18 protein-coding genes and 1 tRNA gene are annotated in these 24,181 nt (G+C 39.2%); 11 read left to right on the forward strand and 8 right to left on the reverse strand.

Annotated elements, in window-relative coordinates; all coding sequences use genetic code 11:
- Positions 1–16 precede the first annotated feature (16 nt).
- The 6 genes from ACJG85_RS04455 to ACJG85_RS04480 all read right to left on the reverse strand — a co-directional run bounded on the left by ACJG85_RS04455 (position 17) and on the right by ACJG85_RS04480 (position 5,092).
- A complete protein-coding gene (locus ACJG85_RS04455; protein ID WP_409676076.1) occupies positions 17–799 on the reverse strand; it encodes a DUF3050 domain-containing protein in 783 nt (260 codons plus the stop codon).
- A gap of 115 nt (positions 800–914) precedes the next feature.
- Positions 915–2,093 (reverse strand): acyl-CoA dehydrogenase family protein, encoded by a 1,179-nt coding sequence (locus ACJG85_RS04460; RefSeq protein ID WP_409676079.1) that lies wholly within the window; start codon positions 2,091–2,093, stop codon positions 915–917.
- Positions 2,094–2,289: 196 nt separating this feature from the next.
- The gene (locus ACJG85_RS04465; RefSeq protein WP_412477016.1) at positions 2,290–3,024 is read right to left on the reverse strand and encodes a hypothetical protein; all 735 of its coding nucleotides are present in this window, start codon (positions 3,022–3,024) and stop codon (positions 2,290–2,292) included.
- A gap of 98 nt (positions 3,025–3,122) precedes the next feature.
- Positions 3,123–3,833 (reverse strand): tRNA1(Val) (adenine(37)-N6)-methyltransferase, encoded by a 711-nt coding sequence (locus tag ACJG85_RS04470; protein WP_409676219.1) that lies wholly within the window; start codon positions 3,831–3,833, stop codon positions 3,123–3,125.
- Positions 3,834–3,938: 105 nt separating this feature from the next.
- Positions 3,939–4,463 carry a ribosome maturation factor RimM gene (rimM, locus tag ACJG85_RS04475; protein WP_409676085.1) on the reverse strand — a complete coding sequence of 175 codons (525 nt, stop codon included), beginning with the start codon at positions 4,461–4,463 and terminating at the stop codon, positions 3,939–3,941.
- 14 nt (positions 4,464–4,477) lie between these two features.
- Positions 4,478–5,092 (reverse strand): 30S ribosomal protein S16, encoded by a 615-nt coding sequence (locus tag ACJG85_RS04480; RefSeq protein WP_409676088.1) that lies wholly within the window; start codon positions 5,090–5,092, stop codon positions 4,478–4,480.
- Between the two features lie 199 nt (positions 5,093–5,291).
- Between ACJG85_RS04480 and ACJG85_RS04485 the strand changes: the two genes are divergently transcribed.
- From ACJG85_RS04485 to ACJG85_RS04520, 8 genes are all read left to right on the forward strand, one after another.
- On the forward strand, positions 5,292–6,008 hold the full coding sequence (locus ACJG85_RS04485) for a DUF6252 family protein (RefSeq protein ID WP_409676091.1): 717 nt from the start codon (positions 5,292–5,294) through the stop codon (positions 6,006–6,008).
- 127 nt (positions 6,009–6,135) lie between these two features.
- Positions 6,136–6,483 carry an RNA recognition motif domain-containing protein gene (locus tag ACJG85_RS04490; RefSeq protein ID WP_395632983.1) on the forward strand — a complete coding sequence of 116 codons (348 nt, stop codon included), beginning with the start codon at positions 6,136–6,138 and terminating at the stop codon, positions 6,481–6,483.
- A 175-nt stretch (positions 6,484–6,658) separates the two neighbouring features.
- The gene (gene dnaE / locus ACJG85_RS04495; RefSeq protein WP_412477017.1) at positions 6,659–11,158 is read left to right on the forward strand and encodes a DNA polymerase III subunit alpha; all 4,500 of its coding nucleotides are present in this window, start codon (positions 6,659–6,661) and stop codon (positions 11,156–11,158) included.
- Between the two features lie 113 nt (positions 11,159–11,271).
- Positions 11,272–11,589 (forward strand): thioredoxin, encoded by a 318-nt coding sequence (gene trxA, locus ACJG85_RS04500; protein ID WP_395633603.1) that lies wholly within the window; start codon positions 11,272–11,274, stop codon positions 11,587–11,589.
- A 205-nt stretch (positions 11,590–11,794) separates the two neighbouring features.
- A complete protein-coding gene (locus tag ACJG85_RS04505; RefSeq protein WP_412477018.1) occupies positions 11,795–12,733 on the forward strand; it encodes a DUF58 domain-containing protein in 939 nt (312 codons plus the stop codon).
- Positions 12,734–12,819: 86 nt separating this feature from the next.
- Positions 12,820–12,893, forward strand: a tRNA-Asp gene (locus ACJG85_RS04510).
- A gap of 322 nt (positions 12,894–13,215) precedes the next feature.
- The gene (locus tag ACJG85_RS04515) at positions 13,216–16,509 is read left to right on the forward strand and encodes a T9SS type A sorting domain-containing protein (RefSeq protein WP_412464990.1); all 3,294 of its coding nucleotides are present in this window, start codon (positions 13,216–13,218) and stop codon (positions 16,507–16,509) included.
- Between the two features lie 116 nt (positions 16,510–16,625).
- The gene (locus ACJG85_RS04520) at positions 16,626–17,102 is read left to right on the forward strand and encodes a hypothetical protein (protein ID WP_412477019.1); all 477 of its coding nucleotides are present in this window, start codon (positions 16,626–16,628) and stop codon (positions 17,100–17,102) included.
- A 26-nt stretch (positions 17,103–17,128) separates the two neighbouring features.
- Here the strand turns inward: ACJG85_RS04520 and ACJG85_RS04525 are convergent, their stop codons facing one another.
- Both ACJG85_RS04525 and ACJG85_RS04530 read right to left on the reverse strand, forming a co-directional pair.
- On the reverse strand, positions 17,129–18,262 hold the full coding sequence (locus tag ACJG85_RS04525) for a glycosyltransferase family 2 protein (RefSeq protein WP_412477020.1): 1,134 nt from the start codon (positions 18,260–18,262) through the stop codon (positions 17,129–17,131).
- Positions 18,244–19,170, reverse strand: a complete 927-nt coding sequence (locus ACJG85_RS04530; protein WP_412477021.1) for a hypothetical protein — start codon at positions 19,168–19,170, stop codon at positions 18,244–18,246. Before ACJG85_RS04530 ends, ACJG85_RS04525 begins: the two co-directional genes overlap by 19 nt.
- Before the next feature lie 147 nt (positions 19,171–19,317).
- Here ACJG85_RS04530 and ACJG85_RS04535 point away from each other — a divergent pair, with 147 nt between their 5' ends.
- The 3 genes from ACJG85_RS04535 to ACJG85_RS04545 all read left to right on the forward strand — a co-directional run bounded on the left by ACJG85_RS04535 (position 19,318) and on the right by ACJG85_RS04545 (position 24,149).
- On the forward strand, positions 19,318–22,578 hold the full coding sequence (locus ACJG85_RS04535) for a reprolysin-like metallopeptidase (protein ID WP_412477022.1): 3,261 nt from the start codon (positions 19,318–19,320) through the stop codon (positions 22,576–22,578).
- A gap of 98 nt (positions 22,579–22,676) precedes the next feature.
- Positions 22,677–23,231 (forward strand): crossover junction endodeoxyribonuclease RuvC, encoded by a 555-nt coding sequence (gene ruvC / locus ACJG85_RS04540; protein ID WP_412464994.1) that lies wholly within the window; start codon positions 22,677–22,679, stop codon positions 23,229–23,231.
- Positions 23,232–23,312: 81 nt separating this feature from the next.
- Positions 23,313–24,149: a DUF6252 family protein gene (locus ACJG85_RS04545; protein WP_409676121.1), complete on the forward strand. Its 837-nt coding sequence runs from the start codon at positions 23,313–23,315 to the stop codon at positions 24,147–24,149.
- Positions 24,150–24,181: the final 32 nt, after the last annotated feature.

The following is a 24,181-nucleotide window of genomic DNA, read 5'->3' on the forward strand; positions in this document are numbered from 1 at the left end:
GGTTTGACTTTTATTTTTAAGCAAGCTCTAAACGGGCTTCAATTTTTTCTTCAATAGCATTCCAAAGTCCGATTCGTTTTTCCAAAGCCAAAACCGATATTTCTTCTACTTCTTTCCATTTTTGGGCATCGTCTTGGCAAAGTTCGTTTATCATTTGCATCGCCATCGGACCGTGTTCGTCGGCATCCAATTCGATGTGTCTTTCGAAGTAGTAAATCAGTTTGTTTAAATCCACATCCGGGAAGTTTTGCTGGAAGTTTTTCAGGATTTCGGTAAACATATTCGGAATCAAATCTTCGCGACCAAAGGTAAAAGCAGCGGCAATTTTATGTACTTTGCCTTCTTCAATCACTCGGAAAGTAAAATCGAGAAACGTCTTAACATTCTCATGCAAATCACTTTGTTTAATGGCGATGAATACGTTTTTGGTATCGACTACATTTTTTAAAAAAGCATTTAACTCTGCAGTTGAAGCACCGCAGCTTTGCATCGCTTCCACATACATTTCAAAATGACTCAATCGTTTGCCGTCCAAAGTCAAATCGCTTTCTTCCGCCAATACAATTTCGTTGATCAAATAACGGGTTTCCGGATTTTCTGAAGCAAACCAAGGTGTTGTAGTGCAAGTTAGTTTGTTTTGCAAGGCTTTTAGTAGCGACATAAAGTCCCAAACCGCATACACATGGCATTCTAAAAACTGACGCAAATCGTCTATCGTTTTTACTTTTTCATACAGCGGATGTTGTAATAAACGCTCTTTTTGTGGTTGGATAGTTTGATTAATAGTGGTGATAGTCATAGCTTTTTTTGGTATTTACGTTCCGTAAATCAATATGGATTTATCGAAACAAAAATAAAAATGCTTCCCGTAATGGAGAAGCATTTTGTATCAATTTTATTGATTGTTTAATATTTTATTTAAAAGCAGGCATACCGGTAATATCGGCACCGGTAATTAACAAGTGAATGTCGTGCGTACCTTCGTAAGTAATAACACTTTCTAAGTTCATGCTGTGACGCATGATAGAGTATTCACCGGTGATTCCCATACCGCCCAAAATTTGACGGGCTTCGCGCGCAATGTTAATCGCCATATCTACATTGTTTCTTTTCGCCATAGATATTTGAGCTGTAGTGGCTTTGCCTTCATTTCTTAAAACCCCTAATCGCCAAGTCAACAATTGTGCTTTGGTGATTTCGGTAATCATTTCAGCCAATTTCTTTTGTTGCAATTGGGTAGCAGCAATCGGTTTGTCAAACTGTATTCTTTCCTTCGCATAACGCAAAGCCGTATCGTAACAATCCATAGCAGCTCCAATAGCACCCCAAGCAATTCCGTAACGAGCCGAATCCAAACACATCATCGGTGCACCAAGACCTGATTTGCCCGGTAATAAGTTTTCTTTCGGCACTTTTACATTGTCAAAAATCAATTCGCCCGTAGCCGAAGCACGCAACGACCATTTGTTGTGTGTTTCCGGCGTGGTAAATCCTTCCATACCGCGCTCCACGATTAAACCGTGAATTCTGCCTTCTTCATTTTTGGCCCAAACTACTGCGATGTCAGCAAAAGGCGCATTCGAAATCCACATTTTGGCACCGTTCAACAAATAATGGTCGCCCATGTCTTTGAAGTTGGTTACCATACCACTCGGATTCGAACCAAAATCAGGTTCAGTCAATCCGAAACAACCCATAAATTCTCCGGTAGCTAGTTTCGGTAAGTATTTCATGCGTTGTTCTTCAGTTCCGAATTTCCAAATCGGATACATAACTAAAGACGATTGTACCGATGAGGTGGAACGCACGCCCGAGTCACCTCTTTCAATTTCCTGCATGATTAAACCATACGAAATTTGGTCTAAACCGGCACCGCCATACTCCTCAGGGATATACGGACCAAAGCCACCAATTTCACCCAAACCTTTGATGATTTGTTTTGGGAATTCCGCACGTTGTGCATAGTCTTCAATGATAGGAGAAACTTCGCGCTTCACCCACGCACGCGCAGAATCACGCACTAATTTGTGTTCTTCCGTTAATAAATCATCCAATAAATAATAATCCGGAGCTTGAAATAAATCTGGTCGCATAGTTTAAAATTTGGTTTACGAAAACGTTTGCAAAGCTACACAATCTAAGTTAAAATCTCAATCAACAATTGTTATAATTTTTTGAAGCTTATCCGGCTGTCCGCTCTATCTTTTTTGTTTTGTCATGCTGAGCTTGTCGAAGTACAAAACAAAAAAGGATGCCGCTGCCATCCGGGCTAGGGCATTGGCTTTACGCTCAACGGTCGAGTTTTCGAAAGGCTTCGTTTTTCTCAAACAAAAAATCTGCCATTTCCAATACATCTTGGCGTGCGGCTAACACAGCCGCTCGGGAATCAGTTTCGCAATACGCAATAAACAAATCGATTTCTTCCGGTTTTAATTTGAGGTTGTTCAGGTAAAAATTGCGGTCGTAATGACTGCTGAGGAAATCTTTAAAGCTAGGTGGCGGAACGGGTTTTTGCTCCGGTTCTTTGTCTTTGTTTTTGAACCAATTGGATACGCCTTTGAACATCCTTACAAAATCGACACCGTTTTCAATGGTGCCGTCATATACATTAACCACTTTCAGCGCTTGGCTTTGTTTGGTGAGTTTTATGGCGTCTATATCAGCTTGAGAGATTTGCACTTTTAGGCTCGACTTGTTCACAATCTCAACATCTTCCAAAGCTATGGGTTTCTTGTCGATCATAATCGTCAATTGGCCTTCACGAAGCTGTGTTTCGGTAATTTTGAGTTTGAAATCGAGGTGTTCTTTGGAAAGGATGTACAGTACATCGCCTAAAGTAACTCCAATATTAAAATGACCCTGACTGTCTGTAGTAGCACTTTTTTTAGAAGTTAGGTTGACAAGGTCGATGTTGGGAATGCCTTTTCCTTCGCAAACTACTTTTCCGCTTAGGGTTTTTTCGTTTTGAGCTAAACAAAAGATTGTCGTAAAAAATAAAAAGGTAAAGAGTAGAGTTGGTTTCAATAATCAGACTTTAAAGATGGAAGCTCTAAAGTACAGTTTTCGTTTTCGCTTAGTGATAAAGTAGTGTTAATTAAGATTTTTTTACCACTTGGCCGATATTACATTTTCATGTAAAAATCTTTAGTCAATGCAATATAGTCTTCGGTGTATTGGTGTCTGGCGGTTTCAATGATCAATTCGTCAATAGGCAATTCATGGGTTTCGGCAAAGGAAAAAGCAACTAAGCTTCTTTTGATTTCGGCTGTCGGCGTGCCTTTTATTCGGGTAATTTTGAGCGGAAATAAATCACATTCTTTAGCCAAAGCAATTAGTCTCGCTTCTTCTTTATACGGAACAATCACAGCCAAAACACCTGTTTCGGAGAGCAGCACGGAAGCAGCTTCCACCAAATCTTCAAAAGGTAAAGCGTCTTGAAAACGCGCTAAATCTCTCGACTCATTTTCGGTTTTAAAATCTTCACTGTAAAACGGCGGATTGGAGACAATCAAATCGTACTCCTCGTCTTCCAAATCGTCCATAAAATCATCGAGTGAGGCGTGAAAACAAAACAAACGGTCGTTCCAAGGTGAGTTTTCAAAATTGTCTACGCATTGTTCAAAGGTATTTTCATCTATCTCAATGGCGTCAATCTGCTCGGCCTGACTTCTTTGGGCCAACATCAACGCAATCAGTCCGGTTCCGGCGCCAATATCCAAAACGGAATAAGGCTTGTGGTCAATTGGAGCCCAAGCGCCAAGCAGCACTCCGTCGGTGCCTACTTTCATAGCGCAGCGGTCTTGTTGGATGGAGAATTGTTTGAATTGGAACAGAGACATCTTAGATTTCTTAGATTGGTTAGACCTTTTAGATAATTTGAATCTAAGAGCGTAGCGATTCTAACTTTCTAACGCGAAGCGGTCTATAGCAAAGCGTTTCTATAAATACATTTCAACCAAGCCTTCCGGTAAATCCATAATGATTTTTTTGTTTTCCCTGTCGATTTTTACCAAGAATTGGTCAATCATAGGAACTAATATTTCTACAGTACCGTTTACCACTTCAAATAAGGGTTGAGCTGTAGTGTCATTAATGGAGACTATTTTCCCGAAAACACCGAGGCGCTTGTCCTCAATTTCAAAACCAATGACTTCGTGGAAATAGAATTTGTTACCCTCAAGTTTTGGTAACATGTTTAAAGGAAGATAGATTTCGCAACCAATCAATTGGTCGGCAGCTTCTTCAGAATCAACATCTTCAAATTTTACCCGAAGAAAATCGTTTTTATGCAGGTTACTGTGTTCAATAAAAAATGGAACCAGATCTTTGTTGAATTCAACAAATACTGATTCCATATTTTCATATAGTTCGGGTTCATCCGTGTCTAAATAAACTAAGACTTCCCCCTTGAAACTGAATTTTTTGGCAATTTTACCTAAATAGAAACAATCTTTTTTACGCATTTGCCTAAAATAGATTAAGCTTCTGTTTCTTCGCTGTTTTCTTCAGCAGCCGGAGCTTCTTCAGTAGCTTCTGCTACAGTCTCCTCAGCAACTTCTGCTACAGTTTCTTCTACTGCAGTTTCAGCTACAACTTCTTCAGCAGCTTCTTCGGCTACTTCAGCAACTTCTTCTGCTTTGGCAGCTTCAGCAGCAGCGGCAGCACGTTTGTCGTTAGCTTCTTTTTCAGCTTTTAAGGCTTTAGCTTTAGCAGCTTCTTGTGCTTTAGACAAGCCTTCTTTTTTAGCAGTTACTTTGCCTGCTTTTTCTTCTAACCATTTTGCCAATTTAGCATCAGCTTGTTCTTGTGTCAAAGCACCTTTGCGAACACCTCCGTCTAAGTGGTGTTTCAATAAAGCACCTTTGTAAGAAAGGATAGCTCTGGCTGTATCGGTTGGCTGTGCACCATTGTGTAACCAAGTTACAGCTTGATCTAAGTTCAAGTCGATAGTTGCAGGGTTAGTGTTTGGATTGTAAGTTCCTAATTTTTCTAAGAATCTACCATCTCTTTTTGAACGAGCATCTGCTGCTACGATCCAGTAAAAAGGTTTTCCTTTTTTTCCGTGTCTTTGTAATCTAATTTTTACTGACATAATCTCTTTTGATTAATTTGAGGTACTCGACCTCGGTTATTTAAGGGCGCAAAGATAATTATTTTTTACAAACAAACTAATTGAAAATTATATTTTTACATTCGATACCTTGTTATGACTAACTTTAACGTTATTTTTTTAAAATTTAATTAGCATTTTTATATTAAAAAGTTATTTTTGTGGAGAAATACTTTGAAAAATGAAAAGATTTTTGTCCCTAATTTTTATCGCTGCGGCTATGAGCTCTTGTCAAGAAGACGTAAAATTCAACGATCCGGGTTTACAAGGATTGAAGGATGACGTTTTTTGGACAGCAGGCGATACCAGAGCCTACCTTGATGCTAACGGAAGACTATCCATAGAAGCTAAAACACAATTTGAAACGCTTACCTTAAATACGAGTGGCACTAATGAAGGTACCTATGTTTTAGGAACTACCAATGCCAATAATTCAGTTACCTATTCAGCTACTATTGACAATGTCGATTTAGAATATGCTACCGTGGCAGTTCCCGGTCCGGTTAGCGCTATTACTTCATTGAACGGCGGAACAGGTTATACCAGTGGAACATCTGTTTTAACTACCGGTGGTTCAGGAAGTGGTTTAAGTGTTAATATAGTGGCCAATGCTTCCGGAGTGGTTACCAGTGTAACATTGGCTTCCAGAGGTAATTTTTATGTTGCCGGGGATTTAATCACAGTAGTTGGAGGAAATTTGAATTGCAAATTCCGAGTACAAAATGTCCAAAACAGCAACGGAGAAATCAAAATTACAGAATACGATAACGTGAATATGACGGTTTCCGGTAAGTTTAAGTTTAATGCTGCCAATACCAATAACAGTCCGTTTGGAGGTCCGATTTTAAATTTCCAATACGGAGAATTTTATAAAATTCCTGTTTTTCCATCTATTTAAGTATCAGTTCATTCAAAATAATAAGCCGTCTATTGACGGCTTTTTTTATTTATTCGCAATTAATTCACTTTTATAGTGTTTTGCGTTTTATTTAAGGTTACCTTTGTCAAAATTTAAAAATTAAAATATGAACATTTTTGTTGGGAGTCTTCCGTTTAGTATAGACGAAGCAGATTTAAGAGATTCTTTTGAGGTCTATGGAACGGTTAATTCCGTAAAAATTATTACTGATAAATTTACAGGAAGAAGTAAAGGATTCGGTTTTGTGGAAATGGAAAATGATGCGGAAGCTCAAAAAGCAATCGATGAGTTGAATGGAGCTACTGTAAGCGGTAGAACTATAGTGGTAAATAAATCTGAACCGAAACCGGAAGGCGAAAGAAGAAGCTTCAACAATAACCGTGGCGGTGGATACAACGGAGGAGGAAATTCTCGTGGTGGTTACAACGACAGAAACAGCGGCGGAAGATACTAATTCAACCCAAGCTTTATAAATTTAAAAAACCATTCGATCTTTCGGATGGTTTTTTTGTTGATAACTAAAGTTGATTTCCTAAGTCTGAAAACGTATTTTTGAAAATGCTCCGAGGGTTATTCTTTTGCCCAAATGCTTCTCGGAAATTACAATTTTAATTTTGGGATTTTCACCTATGTATTTGATTTTTGATACCGAAACTACCGGTTTACCCCGCAATTGGGCGGCTCCGATATCCGATACCGACAATTGGCCGCGTTGTATTCAAATAGCCTGGCAATTGCACGATGCTATGGGTCATCTGATAGAACACCAGGATTATTTGGTAAAACCTGACGGATTTAATATTCCTTATGATGCCGAGAGAATCCATGGTATTTCAACAGAACTGGCTCAAGCCCAAGGGTTTCCTTTGTCGGAAGTACTCGAAAAATTCAATGCGGCTTTGTCCAAAGCCAAATTCATCGTCGGACAAAATGTAGGTTTCGATGTCAACATCATGGGGTGTGAATTTTACCGTTTGGGCGTCAATTCACCTTTGGCCTCCTTGCCGGTGTTAGATACTTGTACCGAAGTCACCGCCGAATTACTCAAATTACCCGGCGGTCGTGGCGGAAGGTTCAAATTGCCTACACTAACCGAATTACATAGTTACCTTTTTAATGTGCCGTTTGCCGAAGCGCACAATGCTACTGCCGATGTTGAAGCCACTACACGTTGTTTCTTAGAACTCATCCGACGCGAGGTTTTTACCAAAGAAGAGCTCGATGTTCCGGCCGATTATTTCCGCGAATTCGGTGAAAAGAATCCGAAGGAGATTCAGCTCATCGGATTGCAACACATCAATCTCAAGCAAGCTTCGGAAATCATCAGAAAGCAACTGCAAGCCCAAGAAGTCGTTACACCAACCCAACATGAAGAGCAAGTACATCATGATATCACAGATGTTCAGTTTGTTCACTTACACAACCATACGCAATTCTCCGTGCTGCAGTCCACCATTAGTGTTAAAGATTTGGTGAATGCTGCCGTACAAAACAAAATGCCGGCAGTGGCCATGACAGACCACGCCAATTTAATGGGCGCTTTTCATTTTGTACGCGATATTATTTCGCACAACAAATCGGCGCAAGCCAAAAACAAACAAGCCGAAGAAAGCGGCGAAAGCCCAACAGAAACTATCGTAAAACCTATAGTAGGTTGCGAGTTCTATGTGTGTGATGACTTAAGAGACAAATCGCGCAAAGACAACGGTTACCAGATTGTCTTTTTGGCCAAAACCAAAAAAGGCTACCACAATTTGGCCAAATTATCCTCTATCGCTTACACCGAAGGGTTTTATTATGTGCCTCGAATTGACAAAAAAGTCATTCAAGAATACAAAGAAGATATTATTGTCCTTTCCGGAAATCTCTACGGTGAAATTCCGAGTAAGGTTTTAAATATAGGCGAAAACCAAGCCGAAGAAGCGCTTATTTGGTGGAAAGCACAGTTCGGGGAAGATTTCTACATCGAGTTGATGCGCCACAATCAGGAAGATGAAAATCGGGTAAACGCTTCGCTCATTACTTTGGCCAAAAAACACGGCGTAAAAACGGTTGCCACCAACAACGTTTTCTACATCAATAAAGAAGATGCTAACGCTCACGATATTCTATTGTGTGTGCGCGACGGCGAAAAACAATCCACGCCTATAGGTCGCGGTCGTGGCTACCGATACGGTTTTAACAATCAGGAATACTATTTTAAATCGAGTGACGAAATGAAAAAGTTGTTTCACGATTTGCCGGAAGCCATTCTAACTACCGAAGAAATAGTCAATAAGATTGAAATATACGATTTGTCGCGGGAAGTGCTTTTGCCAAAATTCGATATCCCGGAGGAATTTGTAGTGCCTGAAGATGCACTCGATGGCGGCAAAAGAGGTGAAAACAAATACTTAGCTCATTTAACTTACGAAGGCGCCAAAAAGCGTTACGGCGAAATCACACCGGAAATTCAAGAGCGTTTGGACTTCGAATTAAAAACCATCGAAAATACAGGATATCCGGGCTACTTTTTGATTGTACAGGATTTCATCGCGGCGGCGCGCCAAATGGACGTTTCGGTTGGTCCGGGCCGTGGTTCCGCAGCAGGTTCCGTAGTGGCGTATTGTCTCGGGATTACCAACATCGACCCGTTACTATACGATTTGCTTTTTGAGCGTTTCCTAAATCCCGATCGTGTGTCGATGCCCGATATTGATATCGACTTTGACGATGAAGGCCGAAGTCGCGTAATGGATTATGTAATCAAAAAATACGGCTCCAAACAGGTAGCGCAAATTATTACGTATGGTACGATGGCAGCCAAATCATCGGTTCGTGATACTGCGCGTGTACTCGATTTGCCGTTGTTTGAAGCCGATAAAATTGCCAAGTTAATTCCGACGACTTTAAATTTGGCCAAAATTTTTACCCTTGATAACGACAAACTTAAAGCGGCGCTCAGAGCCGAAGAATACGATAAAGTCAAAGAGTTGATTGAACTCGCCAACGGCAACGACTTAGGCAGTGAAACCATTCAGCAAGCCAAAATTTTAGAAGGCAATTTGCGCAATACCGGAATTCACGCTTGTGGTGTGATTATTACACCGGACGACATTACGAATTTCGTTCCGGTGGCTACTGCTAAGGATTCGGAGTTGTATGTTACACAGTTCGACAACTCGGTAGTAGAAAGTGCCGGTTTGCTTAAAATGGACTTCTTGGGGTTGAAAACCCTGACGCTGATTAAAGATACCGTAAAATTAGTGAAATACCGTACCGGAATTGAACTTGATCCGGATGCGTTTCCTATAGATGACGTTAAAACGTATGAGTTGTTCCAGCGCGGAGAAACGGTTGGGATTTTCCAATACGAGTCGCCCGGTATGCAAAAATACCTCAAGGATTTAAAACCAACGGTATTCGGCGATTTGATTGCCATGAACGCACTCTATCGTCCGGGACCGCTCGAATACATTCCTTCTTTCGTTCGACGTAAAAACGGGGAAGAGGAAATTGTATACGACCTTGAAGCCTGCGAAGAATACCTCAAAGATACTTATGGAATTACTGTTTACCAAGAGCAGGTAATGCTTTTGTCGCAAAAACTCGCCAATTTTTCCAAAGGTGATGCCGATGTACTCCGTAAAGCGATGGGGAAAAAGCAAAAAGATGTTTTGGATAAAATGAAGTCCAAATTCATCGATCAAGCTGTGGCTAACGGACATCCCGCCGATAAATTGGAAAAAATTTGGAAAGACTGGGAAGCGTTTGCTCAGTACGCTTTCAATAAATCGCACTCTACTTGTTATGCTTGGATTGCCTATCAAACGGCTTATTTAAAAGCACATTATCCGGCCGAATATATGGCCGCGGTACTGTCGAATAACATGAACGATATCAAGCAAGTGTCATTCTTTATGGAAGAATGTAAGCGAATGGGCTTGCAAGTACTCGGTCCCGATGTTAATGAAAGTTACTATAAGTTTACTGTAAACGAAAACTATGCAGTGCGTTTCGGAATGGGTGCTATTAAAGGCGTCGGAATGGGCGCCGTACAAACCATAGTTGACAACCGCAAAGAAGGAAATTACAAATCGATTTTTGACTTGGCCAAACGCATAGACTTGCGTGCCGCCAATAAAAAAGCATTCGAAAACTTGGCCTTAGCCGGTGGTTTCGATTGTTTTGCCGATACACACCGCGCCCAATATTTTCATACGGATGGCGATAACATTACGTTTTACGAAAAAGCCATGCGTTATGGTGCCAAGTTTCAGGAAAATGAAAACTCGTCGCAAGTCAGCCTTTTCGGCGATGCCAGCGATGTGCAAATAGCCGAGCCAACGGTTCCGCCTTGTGAGGAATGGAGCACTATGGAAAAGTTGGCCAAAGAAAAAGAAGTAGTCGGGATTTATATTTCCGGTCATCCGTTGGACGATTTTAAATTTGAGATGAAATACTTCTGCAATAGCAAATTAGAGAATTTAAAAAATCTGAATAATTTTGTGGGCAAAACGCTCACTTTTGCCGGGATAGTAACCAATGTGCAGTATAAAACGGCTAAAAATGGTAAAGACTGGGCGATGTTTACTTTGGAAGGTTATGATGAAAGTCACGAATTCAGAATCTTTGATGAAGAGTATCTCAAGTTCCGCCATTTCTTAGTAAACAACCAGTTTGTATACTTTAAAGTCACCGTAAAAGACGGCTGGGTGAACCGCGAAACCGGTAAAAAATCGGATCCGCGAATTCAATTCATGGATGTAAAACAGTTACAAGATGTATTGCCGCAATTTGCCAAAAAGTTAAGCATTCAAATGGATATTCATGAGCTGCAGATGGAATTCATCCAACAACTCAATCAATTGTTTACCGCTAACAAAGGCGATCACACTGTGTCCTTTGAAGTGATGGAATTTGAAAAAGTACTCAAACCGGTTGCGCCTATGCCCAAAGCTGTAGTTGATGAAGAATTGATGACAGATGCCGATAATCCTGAAGATATGGAAATCGATATTCCGGTTATAGAGGAGCAATTGCAAGTTGCTACACGAATCTCTTTACCAAGTCGTAAATTGAAAATCCGAATCTCTAATGAGCTCTTGACGGAATTGGAGAAAATGAACGTCAAATTCAGTCTCAACTAAAAATCAATTCTGATAATGATTTGATAGTCAAAACTGATTTTTTTAACGTTTTATAATCAAATAAATTGTCTAATTTTGGCAACAAATAATAAAGTAATTTAAAAATATACAATATGGCTTTAGCAATTACAGATGCTACTTTTGAAGAGGTAGTGTTAAAAGCAGACAAACCGGTAGTGGTTGATTTTTGGGCGGCTTGGTGTGGTCCTTGTCGTATGGTTGGACCGGTAATCGATGAAATTTCCTCAGAATATGAAGGCAAAGCAATAGTAGGTAAGGTAGACGTTGATGCCAATCAGGAGTTCGCTGCCAAATACGGTGTTCGTAACATTCCAACTGTTTTGGTGTTCCAAAACGGAGAAGTGGTTGGTCGTCAAGTAGGCGTTGCGCCTAAAAAAACCTACACCGATGCTATCGATGCATTGTTGTAAAATACCATGAAAAAGAAATCAAGGTCTAACGCGAGTTAGGCCTTTTTTTATTTTCAGGAGCACGGCATTGACAGTGTTTAGGAAAACGCCTCCCGCTTTCCGCACTACGCGGTAGTTTGCTCCAATCGGGGCTATAGTCACGTTTAGCATTTTTTTAGCAGTGATTTCTCAGTAATTTCAAATTTCAAATCCTTATATTTGACTTATGAAGATTGAAGAACAAAAAGAACTCGTTTCCGGTTTCAAGCATTTGGAATTGTTGGCCAACCAGGTTGTAGAAGGCTTTATATCGGGTATGCACAAATCGCCTTTTCACGGATTTTCTGCTGAGTTTGCCGAGCATAAGGTTTACAATACCGGTGAAAGTACCAAACACATCGATTGGAAATTATTCGCTAAAACCGATCGTTTGTACACCAAACGTTTCGAAGAAGAGACCAATTTGCGTTGTCATTTAATTATCGACAACTCATCTTCCATGCATTATCCTAAATTAAAGACAAATGAGCCGTTTTACTACAATAAAATAGGTTTTTCAGTATTGGCTTCGGCAGTCTTGATGAACTTGCTTAAAAAGCAACGCGATGCTGTCGGATTGAGCGTGTATTCGGATACTTATGAATATTACGCGCCCGAAAAAGGCAGCGATCGACACCATCGCATGATTCTCAATAAATTAGAAGATTTATTGGAAAACCCTAAGCAGTCCAAGAGCACTGATACGGTGACCTATTTACACCAAATAGCCGAGAAAATGCACCGTCGTTCGATGATTATTTTATTTACGGATATGTTTGATCCGACGGCTAATGATGGTAAAACCGAGACGTTGTTTAATGCATTGCAGCATTTGAAACACGACAAGCATCGGGTAGTGGTTTTTCATGTCATCGACAAACAAACCGAAATCAACTTCAATTTTGACAATGCACCTCGCAAGTTTATCGATTTAGAAACGGGTGAGCAAATCAATATTTTTGCCGACAGCATTAAAGAAGCTTATGAAGAAAAGGTTGAAGCCTATTTCAAATCGTTGGCTTTAACCTGTACTCAAAACAAAATCAAGTATGTACCTGTGGCAGTAGAGGAAAGTTTTGAAAAAATTTTAACGACATACTTGGTTGAAAAACAAATGTTTGGTTAGACAGCGAAATCACATTTTATTTTTTTAGTAAAAAAAAGTTGCAGAATTAAAAATCAGTTGTATATTTGCAACCGCAATTAAGCGATGGTTTGGTAGTTCAGTTGGTTAGAATACATGCCTGTCACGCATGGGGTCGCGGGTTCGAGTCCCGTCCAGACCGCTAAAATTGGGAAAGGTTTTCGGAAACGAAAACCTTTTTTGCCCAAAAAAGGTTTTTAAAAAATCGGATTTGGGTTCCCATAAGATATCTAAGATTAGTTGTGTTGTTTCGCTACGACTTTGTAACTCGTAGCAGGTTTAGTAGTTAGACCAATGAAAAGCTTTCCCTTTTTTAGGGATGGCTTTTTTGCTTTATATGCTTTTTGTTTTTATTTTCTCTTTTAAAAAGTTTTCTTTTCAGTTGTAATTCATTGGATTTTTGTACATTGCGTCGTCTTTTTTTAAAAAAAATTAAAAGACAAAACCAATCAAAAAACCAACCAATGAAAAAACAACTACTCTCTTTCATCTTATTTTTTGCTACTTCTTTTTTGGTCGCGCAAAGTTTTAATCAGCCAAGCATCTATAATAACGTTTGTGATGACAACAATGATGGTTTTGCCTCATTTTGGTTAGGTGAAATCTCTGCTGAAATTTTAACGCAGGTAGATGCTCAAAACTACAGCATAACACATCATGAAACACAAATGGATGCGGTCAGCAATACAAACGCTCTAAGTAGTCCATACACTAATATTTTGCCTTATCAGCAAACGCTTTTTGCCAGAATTGTTAATAATACAACCGGGGAAATTACCTATGTCAGCTACCCGTTAAATGTTAATCCGGCGCCATCAAGCCCAACGGTTTCCATAACCAATTGTGCCAATACCACTACGAGTTTTCCATGTTGGGATTTGACAAGTGTTGAAGCTCAAATAGCTCAGGGAGCAGCAGCTTTATCGGTTACTTTTTTTACCTCAATGGCTGATGCCTATAATTTTACTTCGCTAATAGCCAATCCGACTTGTTATATCAGTCCTACCGCATCACCGGTTAATCCGCCTGTTTTTTATAGGGTTGAAAATACTGCAACAGGTTGTTTCGCGGTTGGTGTAGTTGAGTTGATAACGGTTCAGTGTGGTAATTGTGAGGGCATTTCAAGTGTTGTTTTCTCTAACAATTCAAACTCCTCAGTAACCATGACTTGGACAAGTGCTAATGTTGATCCGCAATCCGTTTTGAATATATCTATTGACGGTCAACCATTGATAAGCTTACCCGCAACTGCCAATACTTATGTGATTGATAATTTGGCGTGTAGTGCAACTTATTCCGTTACATTTATTGTAGAATGTCCTTCAGGGAACACTTCTGCGCAAACTTATACCTTTACAACGGCATCATGTGCTCCGCAAGCCGGACAGCCGACAGATTTAAGACAATGTGCAGGAAGTAATGGTCAGGCTTGTTTTAACTTAAACCAAAACGATGTTTTTATTATTAATACTTTAAACTCTGCAGAATATACGGTTACTTATCACAATTCTCAGGCTGATGCTGCTAATGATGTTAGTCCTTTGGCATCGCCTTATTGTACTGCTGTATCTCAGGCTGTTTTTGCCCGTTTGGAGAATAATACTACCCAAGAGTTTCAAATCTTTGGGTTTTCTTTGATCGTTGAAACGTTTACTCAAATCAACACGCCATTAAACAATATGCAACAGTGTGACGATAATAACGATGGTTTTGTGACTTTTGATTTAACTACTGTTCAGGCACAAATTAACAGTACCAATCCCTTACAGTATTACCCTAGTTTGGCTAACGCCCAAAATCAAGTAGTGCCTTTCAACAATCCGTCGGTTTTGAATATCAGTGTTCAGAATCAAATAACCAATGTTTTTGTGAGAGAGATAGTGGCAGATGGTTGTGACAATATTTATTCTTTCCAAATACAAGCTTTTGCTAATTGTAATGTTGCTTATACTTGTTCTCAGGCTAATTCACTTTGTAACTCGCTTGGAGCAGTATTTCAAAATACTACTAATATGTCTTCAACAGGCAACTATGGATGTTTGAGTACTTCGCCAAACCAAACGTGGTTCTATTTACCCGTAAGCCAAGCAGGAACTATAAATCTTCTAATTCAGCAAAGTACTGATCCTAATGTTACTATGGCCAACCTGGATGCTGACTATGTAGTATTTGGTCCATTCTCCAATCCGGTAACACCTTGTAATGGTCAGTTGACACCGAATTTTATAGTAAGTTGCAGTTATTCGGCTTCGGCTACTGAAAATGTAGTCATTACCAATGTTCAACCCGGGCAATATTATTTATTGATGGTTACCAATTTCAGTAACCAATTAGGATACATTAAAATCTCAGAAGTAACCGGCTCAACCGGTGCTATAGATTGCTCAGGCTTACGCCTTAATGCCTTTTTGGATGTAAACAATAACGGAACCCAAGACAACGGCGAACAAAATTTCCCTTTAGGACAGTTTACTTATGAAATCAACAATAGCGGTAATGTACACAACGTAGTTTCGCCTACCGGTTATTATAATATTTATGATACCAATGGTAATAACTCTTATGACATCAGTTATGCCATCGATCCTAACTATACAGCTTCATATGGTATTACAACAGCATCTTACAGCAACGTTCAAGTTGTTATCGGCGGCGGTTTACAAACCTATAACTTCCCTATCACTATAACACAACCATATAATGATTTGGCAGTGCACATCATTCCTGTAAATGCACCAAGACCCGGTTTTACTTATATGAATAAGATAGTGTATACCAATAATGGCAACCAAACCATAACTTCGGGGACGGTAACTTTTAATCATGATCCTTTGGTCGCTATAGTAACCAATACACAAACAGGAACAAGTCCGATAGCCAATGGCTTTACGTATAATTTCAGCAATTTATTGCCGTTTGAGTCGAGAGAAATGACGGTGACTTTACAAGTGCCAACCATACCAACGGTTACCATAGGTGGTTTGTTAACCAACACGGCATCTATAGTTCCTTTGAGTGGCGATGTGGTGCCGGAAAATAATTCGGCTGTTAATAGCCAAATCATCATTGGGGCTTATGATCCGAATGACAAAATGGAAGCACATGGAGAAAGAATTCTCTATGCTTCTTTTTCTACTAATGATTATCTGACTTACACCATTCGTTTTGAAAACACCGGAACGGCCAATGCAGAGAATGTTAGAGTCAATGATGTTTTAGACGCCGGTTTAGATGCTAACACCATTCGCATGGTCAGCGCTAGTCATTCTTATGTAATGGATAGGGTTGGGAACAATGTCAACTGGATTTTTGAAGACATTCAGTTGCCGCCATCTGTGGCCAACACCAACATTGGAAAAGGCTACATCACTTTCCAAATCAAACCGTTGTCAGGCTTTGCCGTGGGTGATATTATTCCTAATACGGCTTCGATTTATTTCGACTTTAATCCGCCAATTATAACCAATACTTTCAATACCGAATTCGTACAGCAATTAGGTATAGATGAATTTGAAAACAACAGCTTTGTGTTTTACCCTAATCCGGTATCCGATTGGCTGACCATTAGTGTTCGTGGTAATGCAACCATTGCCGGTGTTACAGTATATGATGTATTGGGTAAAATGGTGTTTGCTCAACAAGCTTCCAACTTGTCCACTCAAACCATAGACTTGTCTGCTGTTTCAAAAGGTATTTATTTGATTGAAGTAACTACCGATACCAATCATAAAGTCATCAAAAAATTGATTGTAGACTAATTATACCCTCTTCAATAGTAAAGCCTTCTCTCGAGAAGGCTTTCTTTTTTGGGCAAAGCTTAGCTTGGTGAATATAATTTCTTATTTTTGAAACTGTTAATCGATTCAATTCATACATGAAAAGAGCTCTGGCTTTAGCATTACTAACCGTTTGTTCTTCTTGCCAATATTTGGAGAAGAAAGTGCCTTCCGAACAAGAATTGCTCGAGCAACAAATGAAAGAAATCAATTGGAAAGAAGTGGATGAATATCCTTCGGTTAGCGATTGTGAGAAATTGAGTGATGCCAATTTGCGCAAGCAGTGTTTTTTCGATTTTCTAACAGCTACTATCGAACAAAAATTAGCGATAGACACTTTGGCTACCATGTTCCCAAAACTCGATGCTATTGAGGTAAGAGTTACCGTTTTACCAGATGCTACTTTAGAATTTAAACCCGAATTTCCTAAAGATTCTGTGGCTTACGATACCATTAAAATCGACAGTATATTGCGTGCCCGCTTGGTTGATTTTCCCAAAGTAAATCCGGCGATTAAAAGAGGTATACCGGTAAAAACACAGTTTGTCCTTCCGGTAATTATCAAGCAAGAATAGGTTTAAGTTTAGCGAGAGACTAGAATTTATCGACTAAATTTTCTGCCTTTCCAAGAGAAACCTCCGAATAAAGAATACATCCCAACTAAGCTGGCGTAAAATGGATAAACCACAGCGGAAGCTAATGGTAAAAGCCATCGGCCTTTGCGTAAGTATCGGTTGGCCTTGTATAACAGGGCATAATCTACTAAGTACTTAGCCGAAAACACACCTAACCAAATACTTGCCTCCAAACAATCACAAACCACAAACCACAAACCAACAACTAAACCTAAATTCATCAAGAATACTAACACTGCCAGAAGCTTTGCATAAGTACTTTGGTAGCCTGTCGTTTTACTTGCCCAACGAACCCGTTGTTGGAAGAAATTAAACAAATCATTTTCGGGTTTGGTTTTCACAATATTTTGAGGGTGTTTTAAATAGTGTACCTTTTCAGGAGAATGTTTTACAGCTTTTTGCAACAAGAAGACATCATCACCGCTGGCTCTGTTTTGGTTGCCATTGAAGCCGTCGAGAGCCGTAAAGAATTTTTTGGTGTAGGCAAAATTAGCACCATTACACATAAAAGGTTTTCCCAATCCGAAACTTCCGATGGTGGTGCCTTGTAAACTCAATAAATCCAACTGTTGGAAATGGTGAAACCAGTTGTTTTTGGTCTTATAAGCCACGGCACCAATAATCATCTCAGGTTGTTGTTTCTGAATGTATTCGTCTAAAACCAATAGCCAGTTTTTTGGAACCGAACAATCGGCATCGGTAGTAATAATCCAGTCGTGTTTAACAATCGGAATAGCTCGTGCAATAGCATCTTTTTTAGGAGAATCAGACAATCGTAAATTCTCTAAAAGTGTGGTGTCAATGGTGTCGTGTTCCATCCGCCAACGAATGCAAATGCGCTCCGAAAAATCAGTCGAGAAATCATCTACCATGATAATTTCAATCAATTCATGCGGATAGTTCAGCTTAGAAAAAGAAGCCAGCAATTTTGGCAAATTCTTTTCCTCGTTGCGAAAAGGGACTATGATAGTAAAAGCCGTTTTGGGCGCAACAGAGGTTGGTTTAAAAGATTTGACTTTGTTGTAGCCTAAAATTAACTGGACCATCAGAACAACATAAATCAATAAAATCAGGGATAGTATTATGGTGATTGCTTCCATTTCGGTTTAAATTTTAAGACAAAATAGCTTCCTATTACAACGGGTAAAACAACATTTAAGAACCACATCAGCGTGGCAATAAAAACAACAATCCATTCGTTTACGCCTAATTTTTCAAAGAAAAAAAGCGCAACGCTTCCCTTAACCGCAAAGTCTAAAAACTGAAAACTGGGCAATGAAGAAGCCAAAAAATAGACAGCTGCTATCGAAGCCATTAAGGTTGCATAGGGTAAATCTACATCAAAAGCGAGAAATAAAAAATAATATTGGTGTGAAAAAACCAAGTAGCGACCAACCGCTAACAGTATGTTTTTACGATGGGTCTTTTTGGGGATTTCATTGATTTTTGTCAGTAGTTTTTCGATGGAATATCCTTTGATTTTAATGGATTTGATTAAAAAAGACAAACCGATAAACAGTAGGCAAATACCAATAATGGTCAAAACCCAATAGTTGTATCCCAAAACCCATAGCCCTATTGTTCCGAAAAGTATCGTTAAAATCATTTGGATACCGTTGCAAATCAAGTTAAGGAAAATGATTTTTTTGGTCTTCTTTTGGTCGAAATACAATGCTTTTCCGGCATATTCTCCCAATCCGTTAGGTGTAAAAATTCCGGCTGTAAGAGCGCTGAGGACTTGTTTGGCAGATTCGCCTACAGTTATAGGGTGAATGAAGGTTACTAAATTTTGCCACTTTAAAATTTCCAAATAGCGGTTTGCAACACTAAAAGAAAGCAAAAATAAGATACCTGACAAGCTCCATTTTCGATTAAACAACTTAAAGAATTTTTCCCAGTTTAATTGGTCGTTATTTTGTAGTTCACTGTATATAAAGTAAAAAGAAAGCAATACAATAATCAGCTTTACGGCTGTTATAAAGGTTTTGTTTTGCATGATTTTTTTCATCTCACAAAGTAACGGATATCCCGAAAAGATTCCAATGAAAAATAATATTGTATAAACCTGAATCTAATAATTTGATTTACAAAAAATAATATATTTTTACGGTCTATAAAAACTAACAAACCAAACTCAAAAAACTAACAATTAGTGATGAAAAAAATTACCATTTTATTCTTGTTGTTGCATAGCATTGGCTTTGCCCAACAAACTTCATGGGAAAAGGTATCAGCGCAGAATTTGATACCGCTAAAGCAAGTGGAACGCTCTAATTTTCCAAAAGATTTTAAACTTTTTGCTACTGATATCAGTACTTTAAAATCGGCATTGCAATCGGCTCCCAATCGTTTAACTGCCAGTCAATCCAATACCGTTGTGACTATTCCTAATGTCAACGGTGGCGTTGAAAGATTTCAAATGTTTGAGTTTTCAAACTTTGCTCCCGAATTACAGGCTCAATATCCTAACATCAGGTCTTATATTGGTGTAGGAGTTGATGACAAAAAAGCGCAAATTCGATTGAGTATAGATGATTCCGGCATGCAAGCCATGATTTTCAGAACCGATAAAAGAAATGAATTCATTGAGCCATACGCCACAAACGGATTGGTATATGCTGTTTATGAATCCAGTCGTGAAAAGGGAGCTTTGCCTTTTACTTGTTCGACGGTTGACAATTCAGTAGCCCACAGTTTGCAAAGACAACAAAATGTTCAAACTCCCATGTCCAGTTCCGGTGAGTTGTTATTATTCAGATTAGCCTTGTCATGTAACGGTGAGTATACTACATATTTTGGCGGTACTGTAGCCGGTGCATTGGCTGCTATGAATGCTACTATGACCAGAGTAAATGGAGTATTTGAAAAAGATTTGTCGATTCATATGAATATTATAGCCAACAATAACTTGGTTATTTTTACCAATGCGGCTACAGATCCCTACACTACTATGGGGAACTGGAATGCTCAATTGCAGAGTACACTTACCAATATAATTGGTGAAGCTAATTACGATGTAGGGCACATGTTTGGTTCAACCGGTGGCGGCGGAAATGCCGGATGTATCGGTTGCGTATGTGAAGATGGCAGTAAGGGAAGCGGTATTACTTCTCCAGCCAATGGCGTTCCTATGGGAGATACTTTTGATATTGATTATGTGGCTCATGAATTGGGTCATCAATTTGGAGGGAACCATACTTTTTCACACAATGTTGAAGGTTCAGGAGTTAATGTTGAACCGGGCTCTGGATCAACTATTATGGGTTATGCCGGAATCACCACCCGTGATGTTCAAACAAATTCTGATGATTACTTTGTTTATGCCTCAATCAAGCAAATTCAGGATAATATGGTTGCTAAAGTTTGCCCAACCAGAGTTACTTTGACTAATATCACTCCGGTAGTTAATGCCGGTTTAGATTATACAATCCCTAAAAGTACACCATTTGTATTAACCGGTGTAGCCTCTGATGGCAACGGTGATGCACTTACCTATTGTTGGGAGCAAAATGATACGGCGACCACTCAAACCGGAGCTGCCAGTGCCGCCTCTGCTACAAAAACAGGTGGTCCCAATTGGCGTTCTTATGACCCGGTTTCATCACCACAACGTTATTTTCCTCCTTTAGCCAGAGTAGTAGCAAACCAATCTACCACCCAAGGTACTGATATTGTAGTTGAAGCTTTGAGTTCCGTTGCCAGAACTTTGAATTTTGTTTTAACTGTAAGAGACAATTTTGCCGGTTCAGGACAAACCAATTCCGATGATATGACGGTTACCGTAGACGCTGTGGCCGGACCTTTTTTGGTTTCTACTCCAAATACTGCAGTAAGTTGGGCTGTTGGTTCTAATCAAACAGTAACTTGGGATGTAGCCGGTACAACTGCTAATGGCGTTAATGCTCAGTATGTAGATATTTTCCTTTCTACGGATGGTGGATTTACTTATCCTATTCAATTGGCGAGCAAGGTTCCTAACGATGGTTCCGAAGTAATCACGGTTCCAAATAACGTTGGAAATACCAATCGTGTGATGGTAAAAGGATACAAACACATTTTTTATGATATCTCCAATGCTAATTTTTCTATTGTAGCACCGGCAGTTGATTTTGCTATAGCTTACAATGGAGTTGCAGAGCAGCAGAACAAACAAATTTGTACCGGAAGTTCTGTTTCTTACACCATTCCATACACTGCTCTTGGCGGATTCAACGGGACTGTAACCTTAGCACTTTCAGGGCAACCTGCTGGGACTACAGGAACTTTCTCTCCCGCTACTGTTTCAGCCAACGGAAATGTTATTCTAACCATAAACAATACTGGCGCTGCTACACCGGGTTTTTATGCCATGACAGTAACAGCTACTTCAGGTTCGATTACTAAAACGGCCCCATTTTACTTGGAGTTGTTCAATGCAAATTTCCCAACCCAAACACTAACTTATCCTGCTCATTTGCAAACAGGAATTCCGACTACATTAACGTTAACTTGGCCGGCAAATGCGAATGCCACAGCTTACGATGTTCAAGTAGCCACTGATGATAATTTTGCCAATATTGTAGCTTCAGCTACCGTTACTACCAATTCTTATAATGTAACTGGCTTGGCAGATGCTACCAATTATGTTTGGAGAGTGTTGCCAAAAAATAATGCTTGTGTAGGGAATTACAGTACAGCCAATTTATTTAAAACAGGATTGCCTAATTGTACGGTTTTCACTTCAACTAATGTGCCTATTACTATTCCAACTACTGCAAACGTAACGGTAAATTCAACTCTAAATGTTGCCTCAACCAATACAATTTCAGACGTTAATGTAACAGTAAACATAAACCATACTTGGGTTAATGATATGACGATTACTTTAATCAGCCCAACCGGTACACAAGTGCAATTAGTGGCTCAACCTTGTACAAGCGACAGTTTATTGAACATCAATGCCACTTTTGATGATTCAGGAACTGCTTTAGTTTGTCAAACTAATCCTGCTATCAGCGGAACAATACAACCGTTCCAATCGTTATCGGCTTTTAATGGACAAAACATGAACGGAACATGGACATTAAGAGTTTTGGATTCTTTTAATCAAGATGGCGGAGCTATCAATAGTTGGAGTTTGAGATTGTGTAGCACTACAGCCGTTCCATTGAGTGTAGAGGATAATTCCATCAAGGATTTCATTTTGTACCCGAATCCGAATAACGGTGATTTCAATGTGCAATTTAACTCAACGTCTAATGAACCTATCGAGTTAGCTGTTTTTGACATCAGAGGAAGACAGATTTATCAAAACGTTTACACCAATAACGGATTCTTCAATGAGAATATTCAACTGAACAATTTACAATCGGGTGTTTACTTGATTAAAGTGAAAGACGGTAAGAACGAGATTACCAAAAAGTTCATCAAACAATAATACATAAAGTACTCTATAAGAAAGGTCGTTTTTTAAACGGCCTTTTTTTATGGAAAGCTTCATTTTGTTTCCTATTTTTACCAAAAAAACAATTGACTTTGGCCAACGAACGCATCATATTAGGCATTGACCCCGGAACGACCATTATGGGATTCGGATTGATTAAAGTGATTAACAAGAAAATGGAATTTCTTCAGTTAAACGAATTGATCCTAAGCAAGTATGATGATCATTACACCAAGCTGAAAGTCATTTTTGAACGCACCATCGAACTCATCGAAACCCATCATCCCGATGAAATAGCTATTGAAGCCCCATTTTTCGGAAAGAATGTGCAATCGATGTTAAAGTTGGGCAGGGCTCAGGGCGTTGCTATGGCAGCCGGTTTATCGCGCCAAATTCCCATCACCGAATACGAACCCAAAAAAATCAAAATGGCCATCACCGGTAACGGAAACGCCAGCAAAGAGCAAGTTGCCAAAATGCTGCAACAATTGTTAGGCTTAAAAGAATTGCCAAAGAATCTCGATTCTACCGATGGTTTGGCGGCCGCAGTTTGCCATTTTTTCAACTCAGGAAAAATTACAGCCGGGAAAAGTTACAGTGGTTGGGATGCTTTTGTCAAACAGAATGAAAATAGAGTGACTAAATAATTTTTGTAAAAAAAACCACATTTTTTTAGAGTTATTAAAAAAATTATATATTTATACTTTAACTCTTTAAACCAACCTTTTATGAAAATGATTAAAATCGTAAGCTCCTTTATGCTTATTCTTGCATTTGCTTCATGTTCCTCTGATAGTGGCGGAGGTTCTTCTGATGAAGCCAGTTTATCTGTCAACGGAACAAATGTTGTCCTAAGTTCGCCTATCGTTCAAAGAGGTGAAGATACTTTTGTGATGACTGCCGATCTTCCTAATGATGAATCATTGCAAATAGAATTTAACAAATACGGTAACTTAGGAGAGTTTAGTTATTGGCAAGAATTTGAGGTTTTTAAAACCTATGAACATTATAAATCAAACTATTTTACGTTTAACCTTATTTCGGTTAATGAAAATACCAGAAGGGTTAAGGTTTCTTTCTCAGGTACACTTTATGCAGATGAAAACGATCTGAATTCTGATACAAGACAAGTTAGCGGTACTTTTGATTTACCTTACGTGGTTACTACACCATTATTGACCGGATTGGGGTTGAAATGTAAAATTGGAAGCAATGACTGGTATGAAACTTCATTTTGGGACAATGGCTTTGGTAATATTGATAGAAAATTTATCAGTGACGATGAATACCAAATTATCATGAAATTTGTTGACGAAGAGATCTCTACCGGAACGTACACCTTTACAACAAGCAGCATGAATAAAATGCAATTGGCAAAATTTAATACTACCACACTCTCATACACTGAATACAATACAACTGGAACGGTAACAGTAACGTCCAATTCGTTTCCGCTGTTTGGTATTCGTGTCATCGAGGGTACCTTTAGTTTAACGGCTACCAATCCATCCAATTCGGCTGATGTGATTCAGGTGACTAACGGTAGTTTTAAAACCAATTTCTAAATACAAAGTCTTGTAGATTCAATATATTTGCC

Source organism: Flavobacterium mekongense, from assembly GCF_047038255.1.
Taxonomy (GTDB): Bacteria; Bacteroidota; Bacteroidia; order Flavobacteriales; family Flavobacteriaceae; genus Flavobacterium; species Flavobacterium mekongense.

What these genes read in the sequence shown, in the direction of transcription:
- ACJG85_RS04515 (WP_412464990.1), top strand. Translation starts at nt 13,216, where the DNA reads ATGAAAAAACAACTACTCTCTTTCATCTTATTTTTTGCTACTTCTTTT.
- ACJG85_RS04460 (WP_409676079.1), bottom strand. Translation starts at nt 2,093, where the DNA reads ATGCGACCAGATTTATTTCAAGCTCCGGATTATTATTTATTGGATGAT.
- ACJG85_RS04480 (WP_409676088.1), bottom strand. Translation starts at nt 5,092, where the DNA reads ATGTCAGTAAAAATTAGATTACAAAGACACGGAAAAAAAGGAAAACCT.
- ACJG85_RS04520 (WP_412477019.1), top strand. Translation starts at nt 16,626, where the DNA reads ATGAAAAGAGCTCTGGCTTTAGCATTACTAACCGTTTGTTCTTCTTGC.
- ACJG85_RS04490 (WP_395632983.1), top strand. Translation starts at nt 6,136, where the DNA reads ATGAACATTTTTGTTGGGAGTCTTCCGTTTAGTATAGACGAAGCAGAT.
- trxA (WP_395633603.1), top strand. Translation starts at nt 11,272, where the DNA reads ATGGCTTTAGCAATTACAGATGCTACTTTTGAAGAGGTAGTGTTAAAA.
- ACJG85_RS04505 (WP_412477018.1), top strand. Translation starts at nt 11,795, where the DNA reads ATGAAGATTGAAGAACAAAAAGAACTCGTTTCCGGTTTCAAGCATTTG.
- ACJG85_RS04535 (WP_412477022.1), top strand. Translation starts at nt 19,318, where the DNA reads ATGAAAAAAATTACCATTTTATTCTTGTTGTTGCATAGCATTGGCTTT.
- ACJG85_RS04545 (WP_409676121.1), top strand. Translation starts at nt 23,313, where the DNA reads ATGAAAATGATTAAAATCGTAAGCTCCTTTATGCTTATTCTTGCATTT.
- ACJG85_RS04485 (WP_409676091.1), top strand. Translation starts at nt 5,292, where the DNA reads ATGAAAAGATTTTTGTCCCTAATTTTTATCGCTGCGGCTATGAGCTCT.
- dnaE (WP_412477017.1), top strand. Translation starts at nt 6,659, where the DNA reads ATGTATTTGATTTTTGATACCGAAACTACCGGTTTACCCCGCAATTGG.
- ACJG85_RS04525 (WP_412477020.1), bottom strand. Translation starts at nt 18,262, where the DNA reads ATGGAAGCAATCACCATAATACTATCCCTGATTTTATTGATTTATGTT.
- ACJG85_RS04455 (WP_409676076.1), bottom strand. Translation starts at nt 799, where the DNA reads ATGACTATCACCACTATTAATCAAACTATCCAACCACAAAAAGAGCGT.
- rimM (WP_409676085.1), bottom strand. Translation starts at nt 4,463, where the DNA reads ATGCGTAAAAAAGATTGTTTCTATTTAGGTAAAATTGCCAAAAAATTC.
- ACJG85_RS04530 (WP_412477021.1), bottom strand. Translation starts at nt 19,170, where the DNA reads ATGAAAAAAATCATGCAAAACAAAACCTTTATAACAGCCGTAAAGCTG.